At 45.9% G+C, this 25,261-nt stretch carries 23 protein-coding genes and 1 tRNA gene; 18 read left to right on the top strand and 6 right to left on the bottom strand.

Features of this window, described 5'->3' with window-relative positions:
- Positions 1–3 precede the first annotated feature (3 nt).
- A complete protein-coding gene (locus LZT21_RS10960; RefSeq protein ID WP_233924722.1) occupies positions 4–588 on the bottom strand; it encodes a DUF3501 family protein in 585 nt (194 codons plus the stop codon).
- A gap of 28 nt (positions 589–616) precedes the next feature.
- Complete coding sequence (locus LZT21_RS10955) at positions 617–1,954, bottom strand: heterodisulfide reductase-related iron-sulfur binding cluster (protein ID WP_233937577.1); 1,338 nt, start codon at positions 1,952–1,954, stop codon at positions 617–619.
- 109 nt (positions 1,955–2,063) lie between these two features.
- Here LZT21_RS10955 and LZT21_RS10950 point away from each other — a divergent pair, with 109 nt between their 5' ends.
- The 16 genes from LZT21_RS10950 (at position 2,064) to LZT21_RS10875 (ending at position 17,655) form a co-directional block, all read left to right on the top strand.
- On the top strand, positions 2,064–2,642 hold the full coding sequence (locus LZT21_RS10950) for a TMEM165/GDT1 family protein (protein WP_233924720.1): 579 nt from the start codon (positions 2,064–2,066) through the stop codon (positions 2,640–2,642).
- Positions 2,643–2,657: 15 nt separating this feature from the next.
- Positions 2,658–5,303: an aminopeptidase N gene (gene pepN, locus LZT21_RS10945; RefSeq protein ID WP_233990824.1), complete on the top strand. Its 2,646-nt coding sequence runs from the start codon at positions 2,658–2,660 to the stop codon at positions 5,301–5,303.
- A 4-nt stretch (positions 5,304–5,307) separates the two neighbouring features.
- A complete protein-coding gene (locus tag LZT21_RS10940) occupies positions 5,308–6,300 on the top strand; it encodes a class 1 fructose-bisphosphatase (RefSeq protein ID WP_233924718.1) in 993 nt (330 codons plus the stop codon).
- Positions 6,301–6,318: 18 nt separating this feature from the next.
- Positions 6,319–6,394: transfer RNA gene (locus LZT21_RS10935), tRNA-Thr, on the top strand.
- A 124-nt stretch (positions 6,395–6,518) separates the two neighbouring features.
- Entirely contained in the window at positions 6,519–6,884 is a 366-nt protein-coding gene (locus tag LZT21_RS10930; RefSeq protein WP_233990822.1) for a glycine zipper family protein, read from the top strand.
- Positions 6,885–7,039: 155 nt separating this feature from the next.
- Positions 7,040–8,041 (top strand): tripartite tricarboxylate transporter substrate binding protein, encoded by a 1,002-nt coding sequence (locus tag LZT21_RS10925; protein ID WP_233990820.1) that lies wholly within the window; start codon positions 7,040–7,042, stop codon positions 8,039–8,041.
- Between the two features lie 82 nt (positions 8,042–8,123).
- Complete coding sequence (locus LZT21_RS10920; RefSeq protein WP_233924715.1) at positions 8,124–8,642, top strand: tripartite tricarboxylate transporter TctB family protein; 519 nt, start codon at positions 8,124–8,126, stop codon at positions 8,640–8,642.
- Between the two features lie 42 nt (positions 8,643–8,684).
- Positions 8,685–10,190 (top strand): tripartite tricarboxylate transporter permease, encoded by a 1,506-nt coding sequence (locus LZT21_RS10915; RefSeq protein WP_233937581.1) that lies wholly within the window; start codon positions 8,685–8,687, stop codon positions 10,188–10,190.
- Between the two features lie 272 nt (positions 10,191–10,462).
- Positions 10,463–10,612: a light-harvesting antenna LH1, beta subunit gene (gene pufB, locus LZT21_RS10910; RefSeq protein WP_233924713.1), complete on the top strand. Its 150-nt coding sequence runs from the start codon at positions 10,463–10,465 to the stop codon at positions 10,610–10,612.
- 15 nt (positions 10,613–10,627) lie between these two features.
- Positions 10,628–10,855: a light-harvesting protein gene (locus tag LZT21_RS10905; protein ID WP_233924712.1), complete on the top strand. Its 228-nt coding sequence runs from the start codon at positions 10,628–10,630 to the stop codon at positions 10,853–10,855.
- 79 nt (positions 10,856–10,934) lie between these two features.
- Positions 10,935–12,335, top strand: coding sequence for a PucC family protein (locus LZT21_RS10900; protein ID WP_233990818.1), 1,401 nt, complete (start codon positions 10,935–10,937; stop codon positions 12,333–12,335).
- Between the two features lie 171 nt (positions 12,336–12,506).
- Complete coding sequence (locus tag LZT21_RS10895) at positions 12,507–12,932, top strand: DUF2946 family protein (protein ID WP_233990816.1); 426 nt, start codon at positions 12,507–12,509, stop codon at positions 12,930–12,932.
- Positions 12,933–13,049: 117 nt separating this feature from the next.
- Positions 13,050–15,296, top strand: coding sequence for a TonB-dependent receptor (locus LZT21_RS10890; RefSeq protein ID WP_233990814.1), 2,247 nt, complete (start codon positions 13,050–13,052; stop codon positions 15,294–15,296).
- A 79-nt stretch (positions 15,297–15,375) separates the two neighbouring features.
- Complete coding sequence (locus tag LZT21_RS10885; RefSeq protein ID WP_233990812.1) at positions 15,376–16,644, top strand: sialidase family protein; 1,269 nt, start codon at positions 15,376–15,378, stop codon at positions 16,642–16,644.
- Entirely contained in the window at positions 16,641–17,114 is a 474-nt protein-coding gene (locus tag LZT21_RS10880) for a TlpA disulfide reductase family protein (protein WP_233990810.1), read from the top strand. The genes LZT21_RS10885 and LZT21_RS10880 overlap by 4 nt, the downstream gene beginning before the upstream one ends.
- A 64-nt stretch (positions 17,115–17,178) precedes the next feature.
- The gene (locus LZT21_RS10875) at positions 17,179–17,655 is read left to right on the top strand and encodes a copper chaperone PCu(A)C (protein ID WP_233924705.1); all 477 of its coding nucleotides are present in this window, start codon (positions 17,179–17,181) and stop codon (positions 17,653–17,655) included.
- Positions 17,656–17,680: 25 nt separating this feature from the next.
- Here LZT21_RS10875 and ilvD read toward each other — a convergent pair whose 3' ends face one another.
- Positions 17,681–19,411, bottom strand: a complete 1,731-nt coding sequence (ilvD, locus tag LZT21_RS10870) for a dihydroxy-acid dehydratase (RefSeq protein WP_233990809.1) — start codon at positions 19,409–19,411, stop codon at positions 17,681–17,683.
- Positions 19,412–19,543: 132 nt separating this feature from the next.
- Between ilvD and LZT21_RS10865 the strand changes: the two genes are divergently transcribed.
- Positions 19,544–20,524, top strand: a complete 981-nt coding sequence (locus LZT21_RS10865; RefSeq protein ID WP_233990808.1) for a RodZ family helix-turn-helix domain-containing protein — start codon at positions 19,544–19,546, stop codon at positions 20,522–20,524.
- On the opposite strand, the gene glnK is transcribed toward LZT21_RS10865, so the two are convergent.
- The 3 genes from glnK to ppa are packed head-to-tail and all read right to left on the bottom strand — an operon-like array spanning position 20,521 to position 23,084.
- Positions 20,521–20,859 (bottom strand): P-II family nitrogen regulator, encoded by a 339-nt coding sequence (glnK, locus tag LZT21_RS10860; RefSeq protein WP_233924702.1) that lies wholly within the window; start codon positions 20,857–20,859, stop codon positions 20,521–20,523. The two genes, LZT21_RS10865 and glnK, sit on opposite strands and share 4 nt — an antisense overlap.
- 48 nt (positions 20,860–20,907) lie before the next feature.
- On the bottom strand, positions 20,908–22,536 hold the full coding sequence (locus LZT21_RS10855; protein ID WP_233990933.1) for an NAD+ synthase: 1,629 nt from the start codon (positions 22,534–22,536) through the stop codon (positions 20,908–20,910).
- Complete coding sequence (gene ppa, locus LZT21_RS10850) at positions 22,536–23,084, bottom strand: inorganic diphosphatase (protein WP_233924701.1); 549 nt, start codon at positions 23,082–23,084, stop codon at positions 22,536–22,538. The genes LZT21_RS10855 and ppa overlap by 1 nt, the downstream gene beginning before the upstream one ends.
- A gap of 106 nt (positions 23,085–23,190) precedes the next feature.
- On the opposite strand from ppa, the gene LZT21_RS10845 reads away from it, so the two are divergent.
- On the top strand, positions 23,191–25,248 hold the full coding sequence (locus LZT21_RS10845; protein ID WP_233924700.1) for a sodium-translocating pyrophosphatase: 2,058 nt from the start codon (positions 23,191–23,193) through the stop codon (positions 25,246–25,248).
- Positions 25,249–25,261: the final 13 nt, after the last annotated feature.

The following is a 25,261-nucleotide window of genomic DNA, read 5'->3' as shown; positions in this document are numbered from 1 at the left end:
AGGTTAACTCAGATCACTAACTAAAGAGGCTAAGGTTTCGTGAGCGAGGGTTTCAATGTGGAAGGGGTAGCCTTTATGGTCACAGCCCACCATCATTTGTGCTCCCGCTTGCAAAACCTTTTTCATATCGTCGCTGAGCTCAAAGCGCATAAAGTGCACTGCAGACGTTTTTTCTTCAGAGCTGCGCTCTAAATCTTCATCGGCAATCGCGTAAACCCGTGGCTGGCCTTCAATCTCAATGAAGACATGATTTTCAACGCCAAGCAATTTACTCAAGGCAATTTTGCGATCGGCTTCATTGGGATACTCGAGCATCATCGTCGCCTTGAAATTCGAGCCGTTTGGTACCAATGGGTTGTAAGCGTCGAGCTCATCTTGAATGCCCGCGTCATCGAAGGTTTTTTCAACGCGGAGCATTTCTTGAATCTGATAGCGCATCAGAAATTCATTTTCGAAAATCATTGTCAAGTGATCACCTAAATGCACGGTGCGGATACGGCGCTCTTCAATGGCTTTGTGGCGCATTTCTGGGCGCTCCTTGTGATAAGCCTCGAGGCTTAAAAGGCTACTGCGGGTAATCATTCCCATTGTTGATTTATCCTATCTTTCTGCTAGTTTACAGCCCATAGCCCTTAGCCATGAGAGTTAATGGGTGCGCCATAGGAGTCGGAGGCAAACCCAACTCAGCCATCCCTTGCTCGATATGGTGACCAGCCAGTTGGCAATCCGAGCTAATAAAATTAGGCTCTTCTTCCGCCATCCGTTTAAAAACCGGTTTACCGATTTTTTTCGCCATTTCATGAAATTCTTTTTTAACACCCCAAGTGCCAGAGTGGCCTGAGCAACGCTCAACTACATTAACTACAGTACCGGGAATTAAACGCAAAGCTTCAGCAGTTTTTTGTCCCACATTTTGTACTCGTGAATGGCAAGCAAGGTGATAGCTTACATGACCTAATTCAGTCGTGAAATTGGTTTTCAGTAAGCCATCTTTATGGCGTGCGACTAAGTATTCAAATGGGTCCCACATCGCCTCTTTCACGGCTTGCACGGCAGTATCGCCTGGGAACATCAGTGGCAGCTCTTGTTTAAACATCAGGGTACAAGAGGGAATTGGGGTGAGGATCGCATAGCCAGCGCGAGCAAGTTCGGCTAGCTTAGGCATATTCTTTTCTTTATTAGCTGCCACTGACTCTAAATCGCCAAGCTCAAGTTTAGGCATGCCACAACAAGCTTCCTTCTCAACTAGTTCATAGGGTATTTCATTATGTTGCAAAATTTTAATGAGATCTTGTCCAATACCTGGCTCGTTGTAATTGATATAACAGGTGGCAAAGATGGCCACTTTGCCCGGTGTTTTCTTGCCATCAATGACTGGAAAGGTAGATGATTTTGCTGCCAATTGAGGAAAGGTTTTTGTGGCGTATTCTGGAAGCCAGGCGTCTTTATGAACGCCGAGGGCGCCTTCTAACATCAAGCGCGCCAGTCCAGTTTTGTTTACCGCATTAACGGCTTGGGTGACAATTGGAATGCCCGCGAAGAAACCCATTTTGTCGGTGGCCGACAGAACTTTATCCCGAACAGTAGCTTTGTCATCTTGAAAGTTTTTGGCTTTTTGCCGCAACATTAAATGCGGAAAATCAATATTCCAAGGGTGGGGCGGCACATAGGGGCATTTGGTCATGTAGCACACGTCACAGAGGTAGCACTGATCAACCACCGTTTGATAATCGGCTTTGTTCACTTGTTCGAGTTCGCCGTCGGGGGTGCCGTCGATGAGATCAAATAAAGTTGGAAAGGATCCGCAAAGATTGACACAGCGTCGACAGCCGTGGCAAACGTCAAAGACGCGCTCTAATTCAGCATCAATTTTCGTCTGATCATAAAACTCAGGATTTTGCCAATCCAAGGGGTGGCGGGTCGGAGCTTCTAAATTACCTTCAGTCATTGCCATTACTATCCTTCAATATGCTTTTGAATATTGGAGAGTGTATGATTCTTCAGCTTAATAGCCAAATTGTATTAATTAAAGATCTCAATAGTAATTAACTAAATGGTCGAATATGTTTGATTTTTCAGCCTTCATCGTTTCAAGCTCGGTCGTCGCTTTGGCTGAAATTGGCGATAAAACGCAACTTCTGTCTTTAATGTTGGCCGCGCGATATCCCAAACAAGCTGGGCCCATTATTGGTGGAATTTTGCTTGCCACCTTGTTTAATCATGCAGGCGCTGCATTGGCGGGTCATTGGGTAGCAGACTTACTGAGCCCCATTGTCATGCAGTGGATTTTGGGGGTCGGTTTTTTATTGATTGGTTTCTGGTTGCTGATTCCAGATCATTTCCATGAAAGCAAAGAGCGGCGCGTCGCGAATCGAGCGTGGCCAGTTTTTATTTTTACCACGACTATTTTCTTTTTGGCAGAAATGGGTGATAAAACCCAAATTGCGACAATTGCGCTCGGCGCTCGCTACGACAGCGTGACTTCAGTAACCTTAGGTACCACAGTAGGGATGATGTTAGCCAATATTCCAGCAGTTTGGTTGGGGCGTAAATTTACCGAGCGCCTACCAATTCAATGGGTGCATGCCATAGCAGCAGTAGTGTTTATCGCCTTAGGGGTGGGCACCTTCATTTTCGCCTAAGCCTACAATACGGTGATGAAAAACGATTTGCCATTAAGCTTTCGCAGGCTTGAATACACCCCTCCACCCTTTACATTTACGCAAGTCGCTTTAGATTTCGCGCTTAATCCTGAGCGCACCATTGTGAAGAGTCGAATTTCAGTTGAACCTACAACCGGTGAGCACACTTCTCTAGTGCTTCAAGGGCAAGACCTAGAATTTATTAGCTTGCGAATTAATGGCGCCCCCCATCGTCAATTTGAAATTACGCCCGAATTATTAACCATTCACGCTTTACCAAATCAAGGTAAAGATGCATTTATTTTGGAAATCATCACCGCTTGTGTGCCAGCTAAAAATACCTCCTTGATGGGACTGTATGTTTCGAATGGTAATTTTTTTACCCAATGCGAGGCTGAAGGATTTCGAAAGATTACTTACTTTTTAGATCGACCTGATGTGATGGCACGCTATCGCGTCACTTTGCGTGCAGTGGAAGCTGATTTTCCGGTATTACTTTCAAACGGAAATTTAATCAGTACCGAGCGCTTAGAAAATGGGTGGCATAGTGCAGTTTGGGAAGATCCTTTTCCAAAGCCCTGCTACTTGTTTGCTTTGGTGGCTGGTAAGTTAGCGTGCGTAGAAAAAAAACTCACTGCGGCTAGCGGTGCTAGTAAGCTATTGCAGGTATGGGTTGAGCCTCACGATTTAGAAAAAACTCAACATGCCTTGGATTCATTGGTACATGCGATTCAATGGGATGAAAAACGATTTGGTTTAGAGCTTGACTTAGAGCGCTTCATGATTGTGGCGGTGAGCGATTTCAATATGGGGGCCATGGAAAATAAAGGCTTAAATATTTTCAACACCAAGTATGTGCTGGCCCAGCCAGAGACAGCAACCGATGCTGATTTTGCAGGCATTGAAAGTGTGGTTGCGCATGAATATTTTCATAACTGGACTGGCAATCGGGTCACTTGTCGTGATTGGTTTCAGTTGTCATTAAAAGAAGGCTTAACTGTTTTTCGAGATCAAGAATTTTCAGCTGATCAAATTGGTAGTGAGTCGGGTAGGGCAGTTAGTCGCATTGCCGATGTGCGCTTATTACGAGCGGCGCAGTTTCCTGAAGATGCTGGTCCAATGGCCCACCCAGTAAGACCTGATGCCTATCAAGAAATTAATAATTTTTATACCGTAACGATTTATGAAAAAGGCGCAGAGGTCGTGCGCATGTACCAAACTTTATTAGGTCGCGATGGTTTTCGTAAAGGCATGGATCTTTACTTTAAACGACATGATGGACAAGCAGTCACTTGCGATGAATTTTTAGCTGCGATGGCAGATGCTAATGGACGAGATTTAAGTCAATTTGAGGCTTGGTATAGCCAAGCTGGCACTCCACGCGTAAAGGTCGGAGAAAATTACGACTCAACTACGCAGCAATATCAATTAACCTTAACCCAAACTTGCACCTCGAAGGCAAGCCAGGCAGAGCTTAAGCCATTTTTAATTCCACTATTAATGCGTTTGTTTGTACCCGTACAAAACTTATCTGCTAATACACGAGCAAATCCACAGCCCAGTCAAATACAACCATGTGGCACAGAACAACTATTAGAATTCAGTGCCAGCTCACAAACTTGGACTTTTTATGATGTGCCCCAACGGCCCATTCTGTCGCTTAACCGTGGGTTTTCTGCACCCATTATTTTAGATTTTGCACAGAGTGAAACCGATTTATTGATGTTGCTAGCAGGTGACGATGACCCCTTTAATCGTTGGGAGGCGGCACAGAAACTGGCATTAGAATTAATCTTAGCTGGACGTTTGCCTGATGCGCGTCTTCTTGCCGCCTATCGTAGCATTCTGCTTGACGCGGAATTAGATCCCGCATTTAAAGATTTGGTCTTTACCTTACCTGCTGAAAGTTATTTGTACGAGCACTGCGTATCGATTGAGCCTTTACAAATTTATGCAGCGAGGCAGGCGTATCGCCTAGCCCTAGCTAAAACCCTGCAGCCCGATTGGCTCCGTGCTTATCAACAGATGCAAACTTCGGGGCCTTACTCGCCTGATTCAGTTAGTGTAGGCAAGCGTGCTTTAAAAAATCTTGCTTTAAGTATGTTGTTATTAGCGAATCCGCAAGACCTCAGTATTCAGCAATTGGCGCTTGATCAATATCAGCAAGCCAACAATATGACCGATCGTTTTGGTGCTCTCGCTGCCTTGGTATTGCAGGGCGCATCTAAAGCGACAGATTGTTTAGCTGATTTTTATCAGCGCTTTGCTGATAATCCACTAGTGATAGATAAATGGTTTACTTTGCAGGCCATGTGCTCGCTTGATGCCCCCTTAGAGCGAATCCGCAGTTTACGAAATCATCCTGCTTTTAAAATGACTAACCCTAATCGGGTGCGGAGCTTAATACATGCTTTTTGTCTAGCTAATCCAGCAGGGTTTCATCAATGGGATGGTAGCGGCTATGCTTTTTGGGCAGAAACTGTGCAAGCGCTTGATTTAATTAATCCGCAAGTAGCAGCCCGCTTAGCGCGCGCTGCTGACCGTTGGCGTTCTTTTGCCGAGCCTTATCAAAGCAAGATGCGGGCAGCTTTAGAGCAGGTGGCAGCAAACGCTAATCTTTCGGCTGATGTGCGAGAGGTAGTGAATAAAGCTCTAGAATAAGCAGATGAATTTCAAATCCTATTTAGCCGCATTCCGTCTTCAAGATCAAGCTTTGCCAGTGGGATTACAAGAGCTATTGTTGGCGCTAAGCCAAGCTTGTATCGGCTTGAGTCAAGCAGTTGCCCAAGGCCCCCTCATTGGCTTGTTGGGCACGGCTGGTACTGACAATGTGCAAGGGGAGATACAACAAAAGCTAGATATCATTGCCAACGATGCCTTAATTGCAGAGCTGAGCGGCTGTAGCGCTCTAGCAGGCATTGCCTCAGAAGAAATGGAGTTGCCCATTACCGTGGGGTCGGGTAGCGGGGATTATTTAATTTTATTCGATCCGCTGGATGGCTCTTCTAATATTGATGTGAATGTATCGATTGGTACGATTTTTTCTATTTTAAAAAAACCTACTCCTAATGTGCCACTAGAGCCAAATGATTTCTTGCAAGCAGGTTCGCAGCAAGTCGCTGCTGGATATGTGGTGTATGGCCCACAAACAACTTTAGTAATGAGCTTAGGCGCGGGCGTTGACCTTTTCACGCTGGATCCATTAACAGACCAATTTATTTTAATAAAACAGGGCATCAGCATTCCACAAGCTGCCAAAGAATTTGCCATCAATATGTCGAATCTACGGCACTGGGCTAAACCAGTGCAACGCTATATTGAAGAGTGTCTAGCTGGCACAACTGGGGTGCGGGCAAAAGATTTTAATATGCGTTGGATCGCCTCGATGGTGGCCGATGTGCATCGAGTCTTGATGCGCGGCGGTGTATTTATGTACCCATGGGATCAGCGTGAGCCCAATAAGCCAGGAAAGTTACGGTTAATGTATGAAGCAAATCCACTGAGTTTTTTAGTGGAACAAGCCGGCGGGCAGGCGATTGACGGTAAACAGCGAATTTTAGAAATTCAGCCGACTGCGCTTCATCAGCGGGTATCAGTAATGCTGGGCGCGGCTGAAGAAATTGAACTGTTACGTGCTTATCATTTACCCCTAAGCTAAAATTTCTATTAGAGTTAAGCCGGAATAGCTCAGTTGGTAGAGCAGCGCATTCGTAATGCGAAGGTCGGAGGTTCGATTCCTCTTTCCGGCACCACCTGTTAGTACCATTTAGCACCAATTTCAATATACTAGTGCCAAGAGAGTTGATCACCGTATTAAATAATTAGGCTGAAATAATTAGGCTGCCGTTTTAATCTGCGATAGAAAAGGAAATAGACATGAAAGCCTTTGCACTTTTTTTCACCCCATTATTTTTAGTGGCCTGCGCTGGGGCCAATGTCAAGCCGATCGTCGATATGCAGGGCGTTAATCAGGCTAAATACGATACCGATTTACAGCAGTGTCAGGCTTATGCAACTCAGCAAGATGGGGCAGCAAAGTCTGGTCTTACTGATGCGGCCATGGGAGTAGCTGCTGGCGCTTTATTGGGGTTAGTGGCAGGCGGCACGGGCTCTAATATTGCTCAGTCTGCCGGGGTTGGTGCCATTGTTGGCGGTGGCTATGGACTTTATCAAGGCAATAAGGCTCAAGAAGCCGTGGTGACTAATTGCCTAAGAGGTCGTGGTTATAAGGTCCTCAATTAAGTAGGGGTTTTTACTAAGTATTGCCCCCCGCCAGCCACAGAAGTTTTTTTTATTGATGCTGGTCAACAGAAGTTTGCCTTTTTTAAAGAAAAATCAGCGCATCAGTTCTTAACAGTCAAGGTAAGATTGGGAACTAACATTAATGGAGGGGATTCATGAAACAACAAAATCGGTTATTTTTAGCTATTAGTGTCGCAGTAGCAACTATTAGCATTAACCCAGCTTGGGCAGCTTGGGAACCTACTAAACCAGTTGAATTTATTATTCCTGCCGGCCCAGGTGGCGGGGCCGATCAAATGGCACGCATGATTCAAGGCATCATTACTAAAAATAATTTGATGAAACAATCAGTTATTCCAGTCAATAAAGCAGCTGGCGCAGGTGCAGAAGGCTTCTTGGCAATGAAAGAAGCTAAAGGCGACCCCCATAAAATTGTTATTACGCTTTCTAATTTATTCACTACGCCTTTGGCAACCGGGGTGCCATTTAATTGGCGCGATATGACGCCAGTAGCGATGATGGCTTTAGATCAATTTGTTTTGTGGGATAACGCGGAAAAACCGTATAAAACTGCGAAAGAGTTTATTGATGCGGCTAAGGCTGCCGGCCCAGGTAAATTTAAAATGGGGGGTACCGGCTCTAAACAAGAAGATCAAATTATTACCGTTGCCTTAGAAAAGGCTACCGGTACCAAATTTACCTACATTCCTTTCAAGGGGGGTGGTGATGTGGCAGTGCAGTTAGTTGGTAATCACATTGACTCTTCCGTCAATAATCCGATTGAAGCAGTTGCGCAATGGCGAGCAGGCAAATTACGGGCCTTGTGCGTATTTGATGAAAAGCGCATGCCCTATAAAGAAAAAATTACTCCCACTCAATCTTGGTATGACGTACCTACTTGTAAAGAAGTTGGCGTACCAACCGACTATGTAATGTTGCGCGGTATTTTTATGTCGCCTGGAGTATCCCAAGATCAAGTTGATTACTTCATTGGTGTTCTCAAAAAGGTACGCGAGACGCCAGAGTGGAAGAAATTTATGGCTGACGGCGCCTTTAACCAAACCTTTATGACTGGTCAGGAATATGTAAATTGGCTTGGTAAAAATGAGGCTTTACACGTCAAGCTCATGAAAGAAGCGGGCTTTATCGCGCAGTAATCATTGTTAGTCAATAAGGCTTCTACTGCGATATTTAGAAGCTTTATTTTATTTAAATACTTTATCTTTAATCGATTGAACTATGTCTGAACCTGCAAAGCAAGAAATGGTCGTTAGCGTTAGAACGATGGAAATTATTACTGCCTTACTATTTTTAATATTTGGATTTGTGGTAATGACTGGCAGTATTAAGTTAGGTGCATCGTGGGGCAGTGATGGACCACAATCGGGCTACTTTCCTTTTTACATTAGCTTAATTATTTTGCTTTCAAGTACGGTTACTTTGTATCAAGCAGTATTTCAAAACAAGCAAAAAAAAGACGACGCTTTTGTTGAAAAAGAGCCGTTCCGTCAAGTGATGGCGGTTTTTCTTCCAGCCCTTGTTTTTGTCTTGGGCGTGCAACTCATTGGCATTTATGTGTCAGCTGCAATTTACATTGCCGTATTTATGGTTTGGCTAGGTAAGTACGCTTACTGGAAGGCGATTGCCGTTGGTGTGGGGGTGAGTGTGGCCTTATATGTCCTCTTTGAAATCTGGTTTCAGGTACCACTACCGCATGGCTCTTGGTTTAACCCCTTAACCTTTTTAGGTATGCAATAAAAATTTACATAGATAGTTGCACGGCATTTTTAGGAGTTTACGTTGGAAGAAATTAATTTATTGTTTCAGGGCTTTGCGGTTGCAATGACACCGTTTAATTTATTGCTGATGCTCGTTGGCGTAACGTTGGGCGTGATCATTGGCGTATTACCAGGTTTAGGCGGCGCCAACGGCATTGCGATTTTATTGCCGCTCACCTTTACGATGCCACCTACTTCAGCCATCATCATGCTCTCGTGTATTTATTGGGGCGCTTTGTTTGGCGGAGCAATTACTTCGATCTTATTTAATATTCCTGGCGAACCATGGTCGGTGGCAACGACATTTGACGGTTATCCAATGGCGCGTAATGGAAAAGCAGGGGCTGCCTTAACCACGGCTTTTACTTCTTCATTTGTGGGCGCATTTTTTGCCATTGTGATGATCACTTTCTTGGCGCCATTGGTGGCGAAGTTTGCTTTGCAATTCGGGCCACCTGAATTTTTTGCTGTTTATTTTTTAACCTTCTGTAGTTTCGTAGGAATGAATAAAGGCTCACCGTTTAAAGTAATTTCCGCCATGATGCTGGGTTTTGCCTTGGCTACGGTTGGCATGGACACAGTTACTGGTCAATTACGCTTAACTTTTGGCAATCCTGAATTAATGCGTGGTTTTGATTTCTTAATTGCGGTGATCGGCTTATTTGGCATTGGCGAAATTCTTTTATCGATGGAAGAGGGCCTGTCATTTTCTGGGGCAACCGCCAAGATTCGTAGTCAAATTGTTTGGGAGACTTGGAAGCAGTTACCCAAATATTGGGCTACTTCCTTACGCAGTTGTTTAATTGGCTGCTGGATGGGTATTACGCCTGGTGGGGCAACTCCCGCCTCTTTTATGTCTTATGGCGTGGCAAAACGGGTTTCTAAGCGGGGCGAAAACTTTGGCAAGGGTGAGATGGAGGGTATTATCGCTCCCGAAACAGCGGCCCATGCAGCTGGCACTGCCGCCTTGTTGCCAATGCTTTCTTTGGGCATCCCAGGTTCGCCCACGGCAGCCGTGTTATTGGGTGGCCTATTAATTTGGGGTTTGCAGCCGGGTCCCTTACTGTTTGTCGAGAAACCAGACTTTGTTTGGGGCTTAATTGCCAGTATGTATTTGGGTAATTTGGCAGGGTTATTTGTCGTTTTAACCTGCGTACCTTTGTTTGCATCGATTTTGCGTATTCCCTTTTCGATCATTGCACCCGTCATTATTGTGATCTGTGCGGTCGGGGCTTATACCGTTCATAACGCGAATTTCGATGTTTGGTTGATGATGGGTTTTGGTGTCTTGGGCTATCTTTTTAAGAAGCTAGATTACCCAATGGCACCGATGGTTTTGGCGTTAGTGCTGGGTGACCGAGCTGAAGATTCCTTCCGCCAGTCGATGTTGCTCTCCCAGGGTAGCTTAGAGATCTTTTTCTCAAATTACCTAGTTGGTACCATTACGGCCCTCGCCTTAGGCCTCTTAATCTGGCCTTTAATTGGCAAATTCACCAAAAAACGCGCTGTAAAAGCGGGTATTAGCTAGTTAATCCCCCCCAACAAGACCCAGCCTCCCCCATCAGCGCCCTACAGACAATAGCCCCTCAGCGGGGCTATTGTCCTTTATCTATATAGGTATATCCCCTAGGTGGTTTATCTGCAAAATCTGTAAAATTTTGTTGACAAGTCGAAGTGTAATTTTTATATTACACATGTAGTCGAAGTGGTTTTACAGTTTCATGCAGTTGGCTTTAGTCATAAAACCCTCGTGCGGGTTTGGCACGAAAGTAGTTCGTCTTTCTAGGGGAGACAAAAACAATGTCAAACGGAAATGTAAGCCTTACGGGCTTAAACGACGCTGAATCGGAAGAGTTGCACCGCAATCTGATTCAAGGGACCCAGTTTTTCGGCATGATCGCAGCTCTTGCCCATTTACTGGCTTATATCTACTCGCCTTGGCTTAAATAAAAAGAGGAGATCAATATGATTTACGGAAAAATGTGGACCGTTGTAAAACCCACTGTTGGCATTCCTATTTTTATTGCAGCTGTAGCGATTAGCTCTTTCTGCGTTCACTTAGCAATTGTTTCTAACACCACTTGGGTCAAAGCTTTTTTACAAGGCAATGCACCGATGATGGCGAGTTCAGCAGCAACGATGGCAGCACCCATGGCAGCACCCATGGCGGCAGCACCTGCAGCGAAGAAGTAAAGTACTTTAGCTTTTCGTGCAAGGCTGGGATCGCACATCCCAGCCTTTTTCATTGCAGCGCTAAGGTAAAATTTTTTAGATGAACCGAGTTACCAAAAAGTTAATTCAAGGTTGGTCTGAGCTAGGCTCACGTTATTTACCTTTTGCTGATGCCGCCTCAGCCGATTTACCCTTATCTCGCCTCTTACGACTATCCCTGTTTCAAGTTTCAGTTGGTATGGCTCTAGTGTTGTTAGTTGGCACCCTAAACCGCGTAATGATTGTCGAGCTGCATGTGCCCGCCTCAATTGTTTCGGTGATGATTTCATTACCAATTCTGTTTGCCCCCTTTCGTGCCTTAATTGGCTTTCGTTCAGATAACCACCAGTCGGCATTAGGGTGGAGAAGGGTGCCTTATATTTGGATGGGCACCTTAGTGCAATTTGGCGGCTTGGCGATCATGCCATTTGCTTTATTGGTTTTATCCGGCGGTGGTCAATCTAGTCAAGCGCCGGTCTGGATTGGTTGGGCGGCCTCGGGCTTAGCCTTTTTATTTGTTGGCGCAGGCGTACACATAACGCAAACGGTAGGGCTTGCTCTGGCTACCGATTTAGCGCCTGTTGAAGCGCAGCCGAAGGTTGTGGGTTTAATGTATGTCATGCAACTGTTCGGCATGATTATCAGCGCCTTAATTTTTGGTTTAGCACTCGAACAATTTAGCCCTGCACGCTTAATTCAGGTAATTCAAGCCTCGGCAGTGATCACCATCGTGTTGAATGTGATTGCGTTATGGAAGCAAGAAACCCGAGCTCAAGTGCGTAGTCGCGTTAATCAGACCGAGCCTTCATTTATGCAATCATGGCGCACCTTTACGACCGGTGGTCATGCCGTACGTCGTTTGGTCGTAGTAGGTTTTGGCACCATGGCTTTTAGTATGAATGATGTGCTGTTAGAGCCCTATGGTGGTGAGTTGTTGAAAATGAGTGTGAGTGCAACCACTGCCTTAACTGCCACCTTAGCCATTGGCGGGTTATGGGGCTTTACTTGGGCCTCTAGGGTCTTAAGTCGCGGCAGCGATCCTTTTCGGATGGCAACGCTGGGTGCTTATGTCGGTATTCCCGCATTTATTTTTGTCATTGCAGCTGCGCCTTTGCAGGCCACCATTGTCTTTATTATCGGTACTTTTTTAATAGGCTTTGGCGGTGGTCTCTTTAGTCACGGCACCCTTACGGCGACGATGAACTTTGCGCCTGCCGACCAGCGGGGCTTGGCTTTAGGAGCCTGGGGTGCTGTTCAGGCTTCGGCAGCAGGGATTGCGGTCGGCTTGGGCGGGGTGATTCGCGATCTCGTAGTGGCCTTAGAGAATGCCAAGCTTCTACCAGAGGCCTTAAATGGCCCGGCAATTGGCTATTCCTTGGTTTATGCTTTGGAAATTGTCTTATTAATCGCTACAATTTTGGCAATGCTGCCGCTTTTACGGGCCCGAAGTAGTTGTACCTAAGCTATTTTCTTATAAAATAGCTTAACCCTATCAAAAGGAGACTTAACATGAGCGTTGTGCAAATTTTGTTTATTGTCTGGTTGGTTGTTTCAGTGATCACAATCATGCGAATGGTGAAACCCAATCGAAAATAATTTGAGTTTCACATACATTCAATTAAGTGAATGTTGAATGCCTCATTTTGTTAATGGCTTTGTTACGATGAAACGATTGCGTTCCTTTGCTGCAGTCTGCACAGCAATTGCATTGCTTGTCGGTAGCTTGTCGCCCGCTGTAGCTGCCATGCAAACAGGAAGTGCATCGGCCACCAGCCTGACAATGGAAATTTGTCAGGCGCAAGGGGATAAAGTAGCGGCGTTAACGATTGATCTTAGTACTACCGCAGAGTCGGCGCCGAGCAATCCTCTTGGCATGAATCACGATTGCCCACTTTGTATCATGTCCCATGCCCCAGTTGCGATTAATATCAGTATGGCAACGTCGGTTGTGCCAGTTGGCGCGCTTACACAAGCTTTTCCTGCGCTCTTTTATGTTTCACCCAAAACACTTTTTGTTTGGACTTCTCAGCCCGCTCGGGCACCCCCTACCCAGATCTAAAACTTGACCTCTTGGCCTAAAGCCTAAAGCCTAAAGCCTAGAGGTTTATCTTGCTTTTATTGCGCTCTGTTGCGCATTGATGGCAAGTAGGCTTAATTTAGTTTCTGGGAGTTTGCAATGCATTTCCGTCATTTTCAGTGGGCGCGACACTTCAAAAAGCGCACCTTACAAACTGTAGCCATAAATAGTGCAGGTTTTCTGTGGACTGTAGGGTACTTTTGTCTAGCGCAAGCGCAAATTGCGCCACCACCCGATTACGATCAAAAATTAAGTGGCGTGACAGTTAACGCTACCCGTTCAGATACACCATTAGATCAAATTCCCTTAAACACCACCATTCTGACCAAGGAGGTTTTGGAGTTAGCGCCAGATCAAACCATCGATCAAATTTTAAAAAATCAGCCAGGTGTCTTTTTAAATGATCAGCCTTATTACGAGAAAGATCCAACGGGCCAAAGTTTGAACGTACGTGGTTTAGGCAATGCTCGTACTTTGGTATTGGCAGATGGGTCGCCCTTAAATGATGCTTTCTATGGCACGATTATGTGGAATTTAGTGCCACTTTCTTCGATTGATACGGTTGAGTTTATACGTGGGGGTATTTCAAGCTTATGGGGTAACTGGGGTATGGGTGGGGTAATTAATATGAATACCCGCACACCTAAAAATAGCCAGCAAGAAGTCTCGGCCAATTACGGTACTTTCAACACTGTGAACCTAGCAGCATCGAAAGATATCATGGCTACCGAGAATATGCAGTTACGCATATCGGCCGACTATTTAAATACTGGCGGCTACACGAATATCGCGACGATCTCCCCAGCCGCAGCAAATAGTGTTAAGCCTGGCATGGGGGCAGCGGCCGCACAAAATTCCAACGTCCGTTTACAAAGCTACTTTAAGGCTGGTAGTGATACAAAAGGGTTTGTGCGGATAGGTTATGGCACGATGGCTGACTACTCTAATGCCATGAGTATCGCTACCAATTTAAAACAAACTACCGATATTGCTGCTGGCACGACGACCAAATTAAGTGAGAGCGATAAGGTGCTTGTTAATTTGTTTTATCAAAATACGGCTTTTAATAAACAAAATGGTTCTAATGCCGCAGTAAGTTCGGTTTTTAATACACAGAAGTTGGCCACTAATACCCCCTACATTAGTTCAAATTACTATGACCCGTATTCCACTACTGGTGCTGGAGTGCAATACATTAAGGATATGAAGGGCTTGGTAGACCAAGTTTTAGTAGGGGTAGATGGACGGAATATTTCTGGTTCTAACTTAACTAATAATTTAACCACTACTGGCGCTGTAAGCTCAGTAAATTATGCCCAGGGGCAGCAGAATTTTTATGGCGTAATGGGACAAGCGAAATCAACTACTAGCTTCATTCCACTACAAACTACCTTAGCTTTACGGGTCGATAACTGGAGCAGTTCAACCCCGACCTATTACAACACTGGTCCCGATGGTAAAAACGCGAGCTATCAAAATATCTCGAATCAAAATAAAACCATTTTGAGTCCGAATTTAGGTTTTTTATACGAGTTATCTAAAGAGTGGAACTTACGCAGCTCTATTTATCAAGCCTATCATGCACCTGGCTTAAATAACACCTTAAGATCTTATGCCTCATCAAGCGGGGGCAATAATTTTGCTAACCCAAATTTAACTGTTGAAATTATGAAAGGCTTTGAAGCTGGCACAGATTACCGTTGGAAAGAAGGCTTTTTGCAGCTAACCGCTTTTACTAATCAAATAACTAATGCCATTACGACCTACAACTTAAAAGCCAATAATGCGACAGACGTGGCCTTAGCCCAGCAATTGTGTGGCGCGGCAAAGGGCAGTAATCCGTTGAAAGCAGCTGCAGGCAATTGTGTTTCAACTAGTATTAATTACTATACGAATAATCAAAATCTGCAAAGTCAGGGCTTAGAAATGCAGTTTCATCACAATCTCTCCCCTCAATGGGCTGTAGATGCTGGTTATTCACTCACTAATACCGTTTTAACGGCAAGCTCGACAAGCGATCCAACCGGCAGTCAAGTCGCCGGCGTACCGCAGAATATTGGCAATCTTGGAGTAACTTGGTTTCCAGTGCCTAAGGCGAGCATCACTACCACCATGCGCTATGTGGGAAACTCGTGGATGGATACCGCCCATACCTTACCTGTACCAGCCTATGCAATCTTTGGATTAAGGGCTAATTACGAAATCAATCAAGCCATTACTTTATATGCTACTGCAGTCAATATGTTAAATCGGCAGTACATTACTTTTGGCTCGGGTAGCAATAACAATAGCTATGTGCTGGGAATGCCGCAAGCATTCACAGTTGGTGGCAAGTTTACTTTTTAGTCGATCGGTGATGATGAAGAGAATAGTAATTGTGAAAGAAGCTATTTTGAAATTGACCTATCCAGCTTCCTGCAGAATCTTGATTTGGACGCTCTGCTTGCTTAGCGATGGGACCTTTGCGCAAATGCCCGAACATGATCATAGTCAAATGATGGATAAAGCGTCACATCAGATGATGCACCCGCAGATGGAAGTCTGCAAGGGGACTAGTCTTGAGTGTGCCAATGCAGCAACACCATTTTTAACGAGCGCGGGACAACTCTTTTTAATTTGGACTGCAGGCGGCGCTGTATCTCTATCCCATTCTGCTGATTTAGGTATGACATTTAGTACGCCAGTAGAAATTGCTAACCATCAAAAGAAGCTTGACGTAGGCAGCGATGCAAGGCCGCAAATAACGGTTGACCCAAAAGGCAATATATTTATTGCCTATGCTTTTTTTAAAGATAGTAATTGGAATGCGCAAATTAATACCGCGCGTTCGACAGACAGTGGTAAAACGTTTACTCAAGCACAAGCGCTGATTCAGGGTGGGGCTAGTGAACGATTTCCGATCTTGGCGGCTGATGCCAAGGGCAAGATTCATCTTGCCTGGATTGATAAGCGCGTGGTCCAGGCTGCGAATAAGCAGGGCAATAAAAAATTGGGTGGTTCGATTGCTTATGCTAGCTCAATCGATGGCGGCGTGAACTTTCAAGCTGAAACCATTGTGAATCAAGAAAGCTGCGAATGTTGTCGCATAGGCATGGCCTTAAACCCGCAACAATTTCCTGTATTGGCCTATCGGGGAATATTTCCAGGTGGGGTGCGTGATCAGGCGACCCAAGTTCTCTCTTTCAAGCAGCAGACCTCACAGGGCTTACCGACGAAAGCGAATGATGGTGTAGGCCCAATTCAGCGGGTGGCGATCGACCATTGGAAAACGGATGTTTGTCCACACCATGGGCCAGCAATAGCGATTGCAGATACTGGAACAACACATGTTGCTTGGTTTACCCAGGGGAGTGCGCGACAAGGTGTCTTTTATGCCAATTCGAATAATGAAGGCAAAACTTATTCACCGCCACGTCAGTTAGGTAATGCGAATAGGAATGTTGCTCGCCCATATTTATTAACTATAGGCAAAGAAGTATGGCTGGTGTGGAAAGAATTTAATGGCGAAAAGGCAATTATTTATCTGCAGTACTCAAAGGACGATGGCAAGACTTGGTCGATTGCTAAACCGATTGCTGAGGCAGTAGGCTATACCGATCATCCTTTACTCATTAATCAAAACAAAAACGTATTTTTATCCTGGCTGACGCGCGCTCAGGGTTATCAACTGTTATCGATTGGACAAGCCGAATGAAGCGTTATTTATCAATGCTAGCAGCCACCTTTTTTATGCTGCAAGCCGTGCAAGCAAGTGAGTCAGTAAAGGCCTATCAAAATGGCACCTGGGCACAGCTCAGTAAAGCTAACTTAGGTGAGCCACTAGCAGTGCACTTTTGGGGAGTGACTTGTGCGCCTTGTATGGCAGAAATGCCCCAATGGGGTAAATTTCTCAGTCAAAATAAACAAGCTAAAGTGATATTTGTGCAAGTCGACGATGTTCCGCCAGAGATGGTGCAAAAAATGTTACAGCGGGCAAAGTTACAGAACGCAAATAATTTTTCTGTTTTTCAACCCTTTGATGACGCGATGCGTTATGAGGTTGATCCTCAATGGCATGGCGAAACGCCAATTACCATTTTAATTAATAAAAATGGGCAGTGGCAGCGCAAAACAGGGCCGATTCAATTCGCCGCATTAAAGGCTTGGTTTTTAAAACAGCAATGATTAATCGAAACTAATTATATTTAAAACAATTTTATTTACAGTATTTTTATCTCAGGAGAAGCAAATGAATTCAGCAAATCAAAGGCAACGAATGATGCAAGTAGTAATGTTTGTCAGCGGTATAGCACTAGCCTTTAGTGTTGCCGCACAAGATGCGCAAGTCGGTAAAATAAAAATTGAGGGTGCTTACACTCGCACCACTGTACCTGGTCAAAAAGTAGCCGGCGGTTTTATGAAAATTATTGATCAAGGCCCAGCTGATCAATTAATTAGCGCTAGCACACCTGTAGCTGATGAGGTGCAATTGCATACGATGTCGATGGAAGGCAATACGATGCAAATGCGCCAAGTGAAGGCGATTGATGTACCTGCTGCTGGAACAGTTGAATTAAAGCCTGGCGGCCTTCACTTGATGCTGATTGGCATTAAGACGCCATTAAAGGCGGGCGACTTCATTCCCGTGAAATTAAAATTTGCTAAAGCAGGCGAGGTAGAGGTGAAACTACCCGTGCAACCAATGGGTCACACGGGGGCGCATTAACTATTGAACTTGGGTTAGGTATTTGCTAGCCCAAATTCAAATCTGTGACTGCACCTTTGCTGGCGCTGCTAGCAAGGTAAGCATACTTGGCTAAAAGGCCGCGGGTGTAGCGGGGCTTGGGTTGCTTCCAAGCGGCGCGACGTTTGGCAATTTCAGCTTCGCTCACATTGAGTTGAATGAGTAATTTATTGGCGTCGATCGTTACTGAGTCACCTTCTTCAATTAAGGCAATGGTGCCCCCAACAAATGCTTCTGGGGCAACGTGACCAACGACCATTCCCCAAGTGCCTCCCGAGAAGCGGCCGTCGGTAATTAAGCCTACTGATTCACCTAGGCCTTGGCCTACCAGGGCGGAGGTTGGCGCCAACATTTCGCGCATACCTGGGCCGCCCTTAGGGCCCTCATAACGAATGATCATGACATCGCCCGGTAGAATTTTTTGCGCCATGATCGCAGCCATTGCATCATCTTCCGAATCAAAAACGCGGGCTGGACCCGTTATAGATGGATTTTTTAGTCCGGTAATTTTTGCTACACAGCCCTCAGGCGAAATGTTGCCTTTTAAAATTGCTAAATGGCCGTGCGGATATAAAGGGTTGTCGAGCATGCGGATCACGTTTTGATCAGCGCGCGGCACTGAAGGCACATCTTTTAATACTTCAGCAATGGTTTTGCCGGTAATGGTCATGCAATCACCATGGAGTAAGCCCCCATCGAGCAAAATTTTCATTACTTGGGGAATGCCACCAGCTTGATGTAAATCGGTCGCTAAATAATTGCCTGATGGCTTCATGTCAACGATGACGGGTACGCGTTTACGAATGCGCTCGAAATCATCAATCGTCCATTCAATTTCTGCTGCACTGGTAATGGCCAAGAAATGCAAAACTGCATTGGTTGAGCCGCCAACTGCCATGATCACACTGACGGCATTTTCAATTGATTTTTTAGTAATGATGTCGCGGGGGCGCAAATTATTTTTAATCGCCTCAACTAGAACAATGGCTGACTCATGGGCGCTGGCGACTTTTTCAGCGTCTTCATTGGCCATGGTTGAGGAGTAGGGCAAGCTCATACCTAGTGCTTCAAATGACGAGCTCATGGTATTGGCGGTATACATGCCGCCGCAAGAACCGCTTCCAGGGCAGGCGTGTTGTTCGACGCCTTTGAGATCAATTTCGCTTAAGCGACCAGAAGTAAATTCACCTACTGCTTCAAATGCGGAAACAATATTGAGCTCTTTGCCTTTGTAGTGACCGGGTTTAATCGTGCCACCATAGACATAAATACCTGGCACATTGGTGCGCGCTAAGGCCATCATGCCGCCGGGCATATTTTTATCGCATCCTCCAATCACCACGACCCCGTCTTGCCATAAGCCGTTGACGCAGGTTTCAATGCTATCGGCAATGACTTCACGTGAGACCAGGGAATATTTCATTCCTTCAGTGCCCATGCCAATACCATCTGACACAGTAGGGGTTCCAAATACTTGGGCTTTAGCGCCCGCTGCCTCAAGCGCTGTAATCGCCGCATCGGCTAATTTCTGTAAGCCACTATTACACGGGGTAATAGTCGAATGGCCATTGGCTACCCCGACCATGGGTTTGACAAAGTCCTGCTCTTGGTAGCCCATGGCGTAGTACATTGAGCGGTTGGGCGCGCGGGCCACACCCTCTGTAACCGCACGTGAACGGGAATTGAGGGGACGGTCGGCGCTATTACTTTTAGGGCCAACAGGACTTTTATTTGTCATATCACTTCTCCAAAATATGCAATTTAGGCATGCAAAAGACGCCTAAAGTAAGACTTTACAAGATTTATGCTGGGATTACCCCTAGGGCTAATAGCTTTTAGCTAAAATTATTGTTTCAATCGTCAGTTAATCATGAGCAAAAATAAGATATCAACGATTCGTTCTTTGGCATTTATTGAGGCCAGGAAAAGGCTTGGCCTGAGCACGGAAGCAGTGGCACTCAATGCCTGTCTTTCAAAAAAGCAAATTGAGCAAATTGAGAATGGTGAGCACAGTGCGTTTTACTCGCCCACCTTAAAATTGCGCTCAGCTCAAAGAGTTGCCGCCATTTTGGGCCTAGAGGAGGCGGATTATCTTGAAGTGGAAATTGAAGCCCCTCCACCCCCAGTTGCAGTCATATCAGAACCAGCACCAACACCAGCAACAACACCAGCAACAACACCAGCAACTCCTTCTCCTCCTCCAACTCTGGCGCCCACCCCTGCACCATTCTTAGAAATGGAAAAGGCGTCAGCTCCGATTTTAAAAGCGGGTACTGCACCCACCGATTTACAAATAAAAGATAAGCAGAGAAAATTATTTTTGTTTGCTAGCATGGCGGCGGCGCTTGTTTTTGCGATTATTAATTTTGGCCATGATTTTGCTATCGAAACTGCGCCAGTTTCTTTGACGCCAGTGCCTCCCGCAGTTGTACCCTCAGCGCCACTAGCTACTGCACCCGAATTAATTCAAGAGCCCGCTGTTTTAACACCTGAGCGAACGCCCGTTACCATGGTGGAAGCTAGTTCCAAAACTGCAGCTGTAACCAGTGATGTGGCTTGCCCAAGGCCAGAAAATAACCCTGTAATGTATAAGACTAGTACACCAAGCAAGGCCGGCGATATGGTATATGTGCAAAGCTTAAGTCAGCAAGTGGTTTGTGTCATCGACTCAGCCGGCAAAGAACAGAGCAAGACACTCGAGGCGGGCGCCTCGTATTCATTTTATGGTGCACCACCATTCAAACTATTGACAGCAAATCTTGCGCAAACCGAGATTTTTTTTCAAGGCCTACGCGTAAGACCGAGCAACCCTGAAGCAAAAACGCTTATCTTAGAAGAGACGAAGTTTTAGATTGCCGATTCGTTCGCTTCACCAGTACGAATGCGGATGACTTGTTCAACTGAGGTGACAAAAATTTTGCCATCACCAATTTTGCCAGTATGTGCTGCTTTCGTAATCGCCTCGATAACGCGCTCGACTGAATCATCTGCAACGACAACTTCTACTTTTACTTTTGGTAAAAAATCAACCACATATTCTGCGCCCCGATACAGTTCAGTATGGCCTTTTTGCCGGCCAAACCCTTTAACTTCAGTAACAGTTAGGCCAGTAACGCCAACGTCTGCCATGGCTTCGCGTACTTCATCAAGCTTGAACGGTTTAATGATGGATGTAATCAGCTTCATCTAATTCTCCTCAATAGATGGGGTAATCATACCCTTAGATGGGCTAACTTAGGCGCGAAAAGCTGAAGTAATGGGATAACGCCAATCGCGACCAAAGGCGCGGTTAGTGATGCGGACGCCTGGTGGGGCTTGGCGTCGTTTATATTCATTGAGCTTGATGAGACGTGTTACCTTTTCAACACTAGCAGCCTCGTAGCCCGCGGCAACGATTTCCGCCAGCGATTGGTTTTGTTCCATATAGCGTTCCAATATAGCGTCGAGCACTTCATAACTGGGTAAGCTATCTTGATCAGTTTGGTTATCGCGTAATTCGGCTGATGGTGCCCGCGTGAGAATACGTTCAGGAATAATTGGAGTAAGTTGATTGCGATAATGGCAAAGTCGATAGACCAAGGTTTTAGCAATATCTTTAATCACCGCAAAGCCTCCGGCCATATCGCCATAAAGCGTGCAATAACCGACTGCCATCTCACTTTTATTGCCCGTAGTTAAAACTAAGCGACCCGTTTTATTCGAGAGCGCCATTAATAATGTGCCGCGTACCCGCGCTTGAATATTTTCTTCCGTAGCATCGGGTGATAAGCCAGTAAATTGTTCTGCTAAGGCTGCTTCTAATGCAGCCACTGGCTTGCTGATCGGAATTTCATCGTATTGCACGCCGACATTGTTAGCGAGTTCACGCGCATCTAGCCATGAAATATCTGCCGTATATGGCGATGGCATCATCACTGCGCGCACTTGATCAGCACCCAGCGCATCTACGGCAATAGCGAGTACCAAGGCAGAATCAACACCCCCAGAAAGACCGATGATCACGCCAGAAAAATGATTTTTTTGGACGTAATCACGCACCCCCATGACTAAGGCTGCATACACTTGGGCCTCTATTGAGTTCATGTTTTTGTCATTAGCAGTAAGCGCAGTGACATCAGCTTCGGGCTCTCCAAGTGAAGTGATGTTGACTAACCCCAGACCGGTTTCAAATTGGGGCATCATAAAGGCAGTTTGACCATGAGAGTTCAAGACAAAAGAGCCCCCATCAAATACCAATTCATCTTGCCCACCCACCATGTTGACGTACGCTAAGGGTAGTTTAGTAAGGTTAACTTGCTCCCGCAGCACATTCAGGCGTAAGGTATTTTTTTCCAGGTGGTAGGGTGAGGCATTTAACACCGCCAATAAGCGCGCACCTGCATTTTTAGCCTGGAGTGCAGGACCTTCATGCCAAGCATCTTCACATAAGAGTAAGCCAATAGGGAACCCATCCACCTCAAAGATACAAGGCTGATTGCCAGGGATAAAGTACCGCACTTCATCAAACACTTCATGATTCGGTAATTGTTGTTTTGCGTAGCTGGCGATGACTTGGCCGTCACGCAAGACAGAGGCACAATTTTGTAGGCCTACGGCAGAACGCTGGGGGTGCCCAACTACAACAGAGAGGTTTGGGTAAGCCCCGAGGGTTTTGCATAGCTCAGCCAGGATATTTTCAGCCGCGGAAATAAATGCCGGCCGCAACAACAGGTCTTCTGGTGGATAGCCAGTTAAGGCTAACTCGGGGGTTAAGAGTAGTTTGGCGCCAGCAGCATGAGCAGCCTGCGCCGCAGCGGCAATTAATGCAGCATTACCCTCTAAGTCACCTAATTTAGGGTTTAGTTGCGCTAAAGCAAGCTTAATCAAGCCTTTTTTCCCTCTTTTTCCTCTCGATAGCGTTTTACACCCTCGAGAATTTCATGGTGGGCATCGGCAACCCCGCCCCAACCACTCACTTTGACCCATTTCCCGACTTCTAAATCTTTGTAATGCTCAAAAAAGTGCTTAATTTGGTTGAGGCGTAAGGGGTTCATGTCTTCTGGCTTCTGCCAATGGGTATAAATCGACAGAATGCGGTCTTCTGGTACTGCTAGTAGCTTGGCATCCTGCCCAGCCTCATCTTCCATTTGTAAGAGCCCAATAGCCCTACAACTGACCACCACGCCTGGAATGAGTGGGAAAGGGGTGATAACCAGCACATCCACGGGGTCGCCATCGCCAGCAATGGTTTGGGGAATATAGCCATAGTTACAGGGGTAATGCATCGCCGTACCCATGAAACGATCGACAAAAATAGCCCCCGTTTCCTTATCAACCTCATATTTAATGGGGTCGGCATTCATCGGAATTTCAATAATTACATTGAAGTTGGTGGGGGAATTTTTGCCTGGGGTGACATTATCAAGACTCATGAGGGTTTTTCCGGAAAAAATTAGTGGATACCCTGATATTAGCAAAGTGAGAAGTTATAGTTTGTGTTGGATACTTCTTAAGTTCGTTTTTTTGGAGATTTAAGCTATGAGTAATGTCACATTGGGTCTGTATTTTTCTTTGGTTTGCGGCGTGATTGCTGTGCTGTATGGCTTCTTTATGCGGCGCTGGATTTTGAAACAAGATACTGGCAATGCCAAAATGGAAGAAATTGCCGCGGCAATTCAGCAGGGCGCGGCTGCATATTTATCCCGTCAGTACAAAACGATTGCGATTGTTGGAATTGTCCTAACAATTTTGATTGGCCTCTTTTTAGACATTGCCACGGCCATGGGGTTTGTGCTTGGTGCGGTGTTATCGGGCGCCTGCGGCTTTATTGGCATGAATGTGTCGGTCAGAGCGAATGTGCGCACTGCCCAAGCAGCTACGGTCGGCATGAATGAAGCCCTGAACGTCGCTTTTAAAGGCGGTGCAATTACCGGCATGCTGGTGGTTGGCTTAGGCCTACTTGGTGTGGCTTTATTTTTCATGTTCCTGGTTTCCATCGGGGGCGGGCAAGATCTCTCGGCGGTATTGCATCCCTTAATTGGTTTTGCCTTTGGTTCCTCACTCATTTCCATTTTTGCGCGTTTAGGGGGCGGTATCTTTACTAAAGGCGCCGATGTGGGAGCCGACTTAGTGGGCAAAGTTGAGGCAGGTATTCCTGAGGATGACCCACGGAACCCTGCTGTTATTGCCGATAACGTGGGGGATAACGTCGGCGATTGCGCCGGCATGGCAGCTGACTTATTCGAAACGTATGCCGTGACCTTAATTGCGACGATGGTCTTGGGCGCAATGATGGTTTCCGGCGCACCTATTGCAGCCATTATTTATCCCTTGGTCTTGGGCGGCATTTCGATTATTGCTTCGATCATTGGCTGTTCTTTTGTGAAAGCCACACCCGGTATGAAAAATGTGATGCCAGCCTTGTATAAAGGTTTGGTGGTAGCGGGCGTACTTTCCTTAATTGCGTTTTATTTTGCAACCCAATTTATTATTCCCGACGATGCTTTAGGAATTCCTGGCAGTCAATGGCGTTTATTTGGTGCTACTGTAGTGGGCTTATTACTCACTGCAGGATTAGTTTGGATTACCGAGTACTACACAGGTACCGATTTCAAACCCGTGAAGCATATTGCCGAAGCATCGACTAAAGGTCACGGTACGAACATTATTGCTGGCTTAGGCATTTCGATGAAGTCAACTGCGATCCCAGTTATTTTTGTTTGTATCGCGATTTATGCGGCGTATTGGTTGGCTGGTATTTTTGGTATCGCCATTGCAGCTACCTCCATGCTCTCGATGGCCGGCATTGTGGTGGCGCTTGATGCGTATGGCCCAATTACCGATAACGCCGGTGGTATTGCTGAAATGGCAGGCTTGCCACAAGCTGTGCGCGATATTACCGATCCTTTAGATGCAGTTGGTAATACGACCAAAGCAGTGACCAAAGGTTATGCGATTGGTTCAGCAGGTTTAGCGGCACTGGTTTTATTTGCGGATTACACCCATGCGCTTGAAGCGATTGGTCAACAAGTCACCTTTGATTTATCCAATCACTTAGTGATTATTGGCCTATTTATTGGCGGCATGATTCCTTACTTATTTGGTGCGATGGCGATGGAAGCGGTAGGTCGTTGCGCTGGCGCAGTGGTTGATGAGGTGCGCCGTCAGTTCCGCGATATTCCCGGCATTATGGATGGCACAGGTAAGCCTGAGTACGGCAAAGCTGTCGATATGTTGACTTCAGCTGCGATTAAGGAAATGATTATTCCGTCGCTCTTGCCCGTGGTGATTCCGATTGTGGTTGGTCTGTTATTGGGTCCTGCTGCCTTGGGCGGCTTGTTAATGGGTACGATTGTCACAGGTCTATTCGTGGCGATTTCCATGTGTACTGGTGGCGGTGCTTGGGATAATGCCAAGAAATATATCGAAGAAGGTAACTACGGTGGCAAAGGTTCTGAGGCTCACAAAGCTGCAGTTACTGGCGATACCGTTGGCGATCCTTACAAAGATACTGCTGGACCAGCGATTAATCCGCTGATCAAGATTATCAACATCGTCGCTTTATTGATTGTGCCTTTGTTGCCAATCATGCGCTAACAATAAGAGGGGC

This window comes from Polynucleobacter sp. IMCC 30228, from assembly GCF_021395205.1.
Lineage (GTDB): Bacteria > Pseudomonadota > Gammaproteobacteria > Burkholderiales > Burkholderiaceae > Polynucleobacter.
This window is presented reverse-complemented; position numbering and strand designations above follow the sequence as displayed.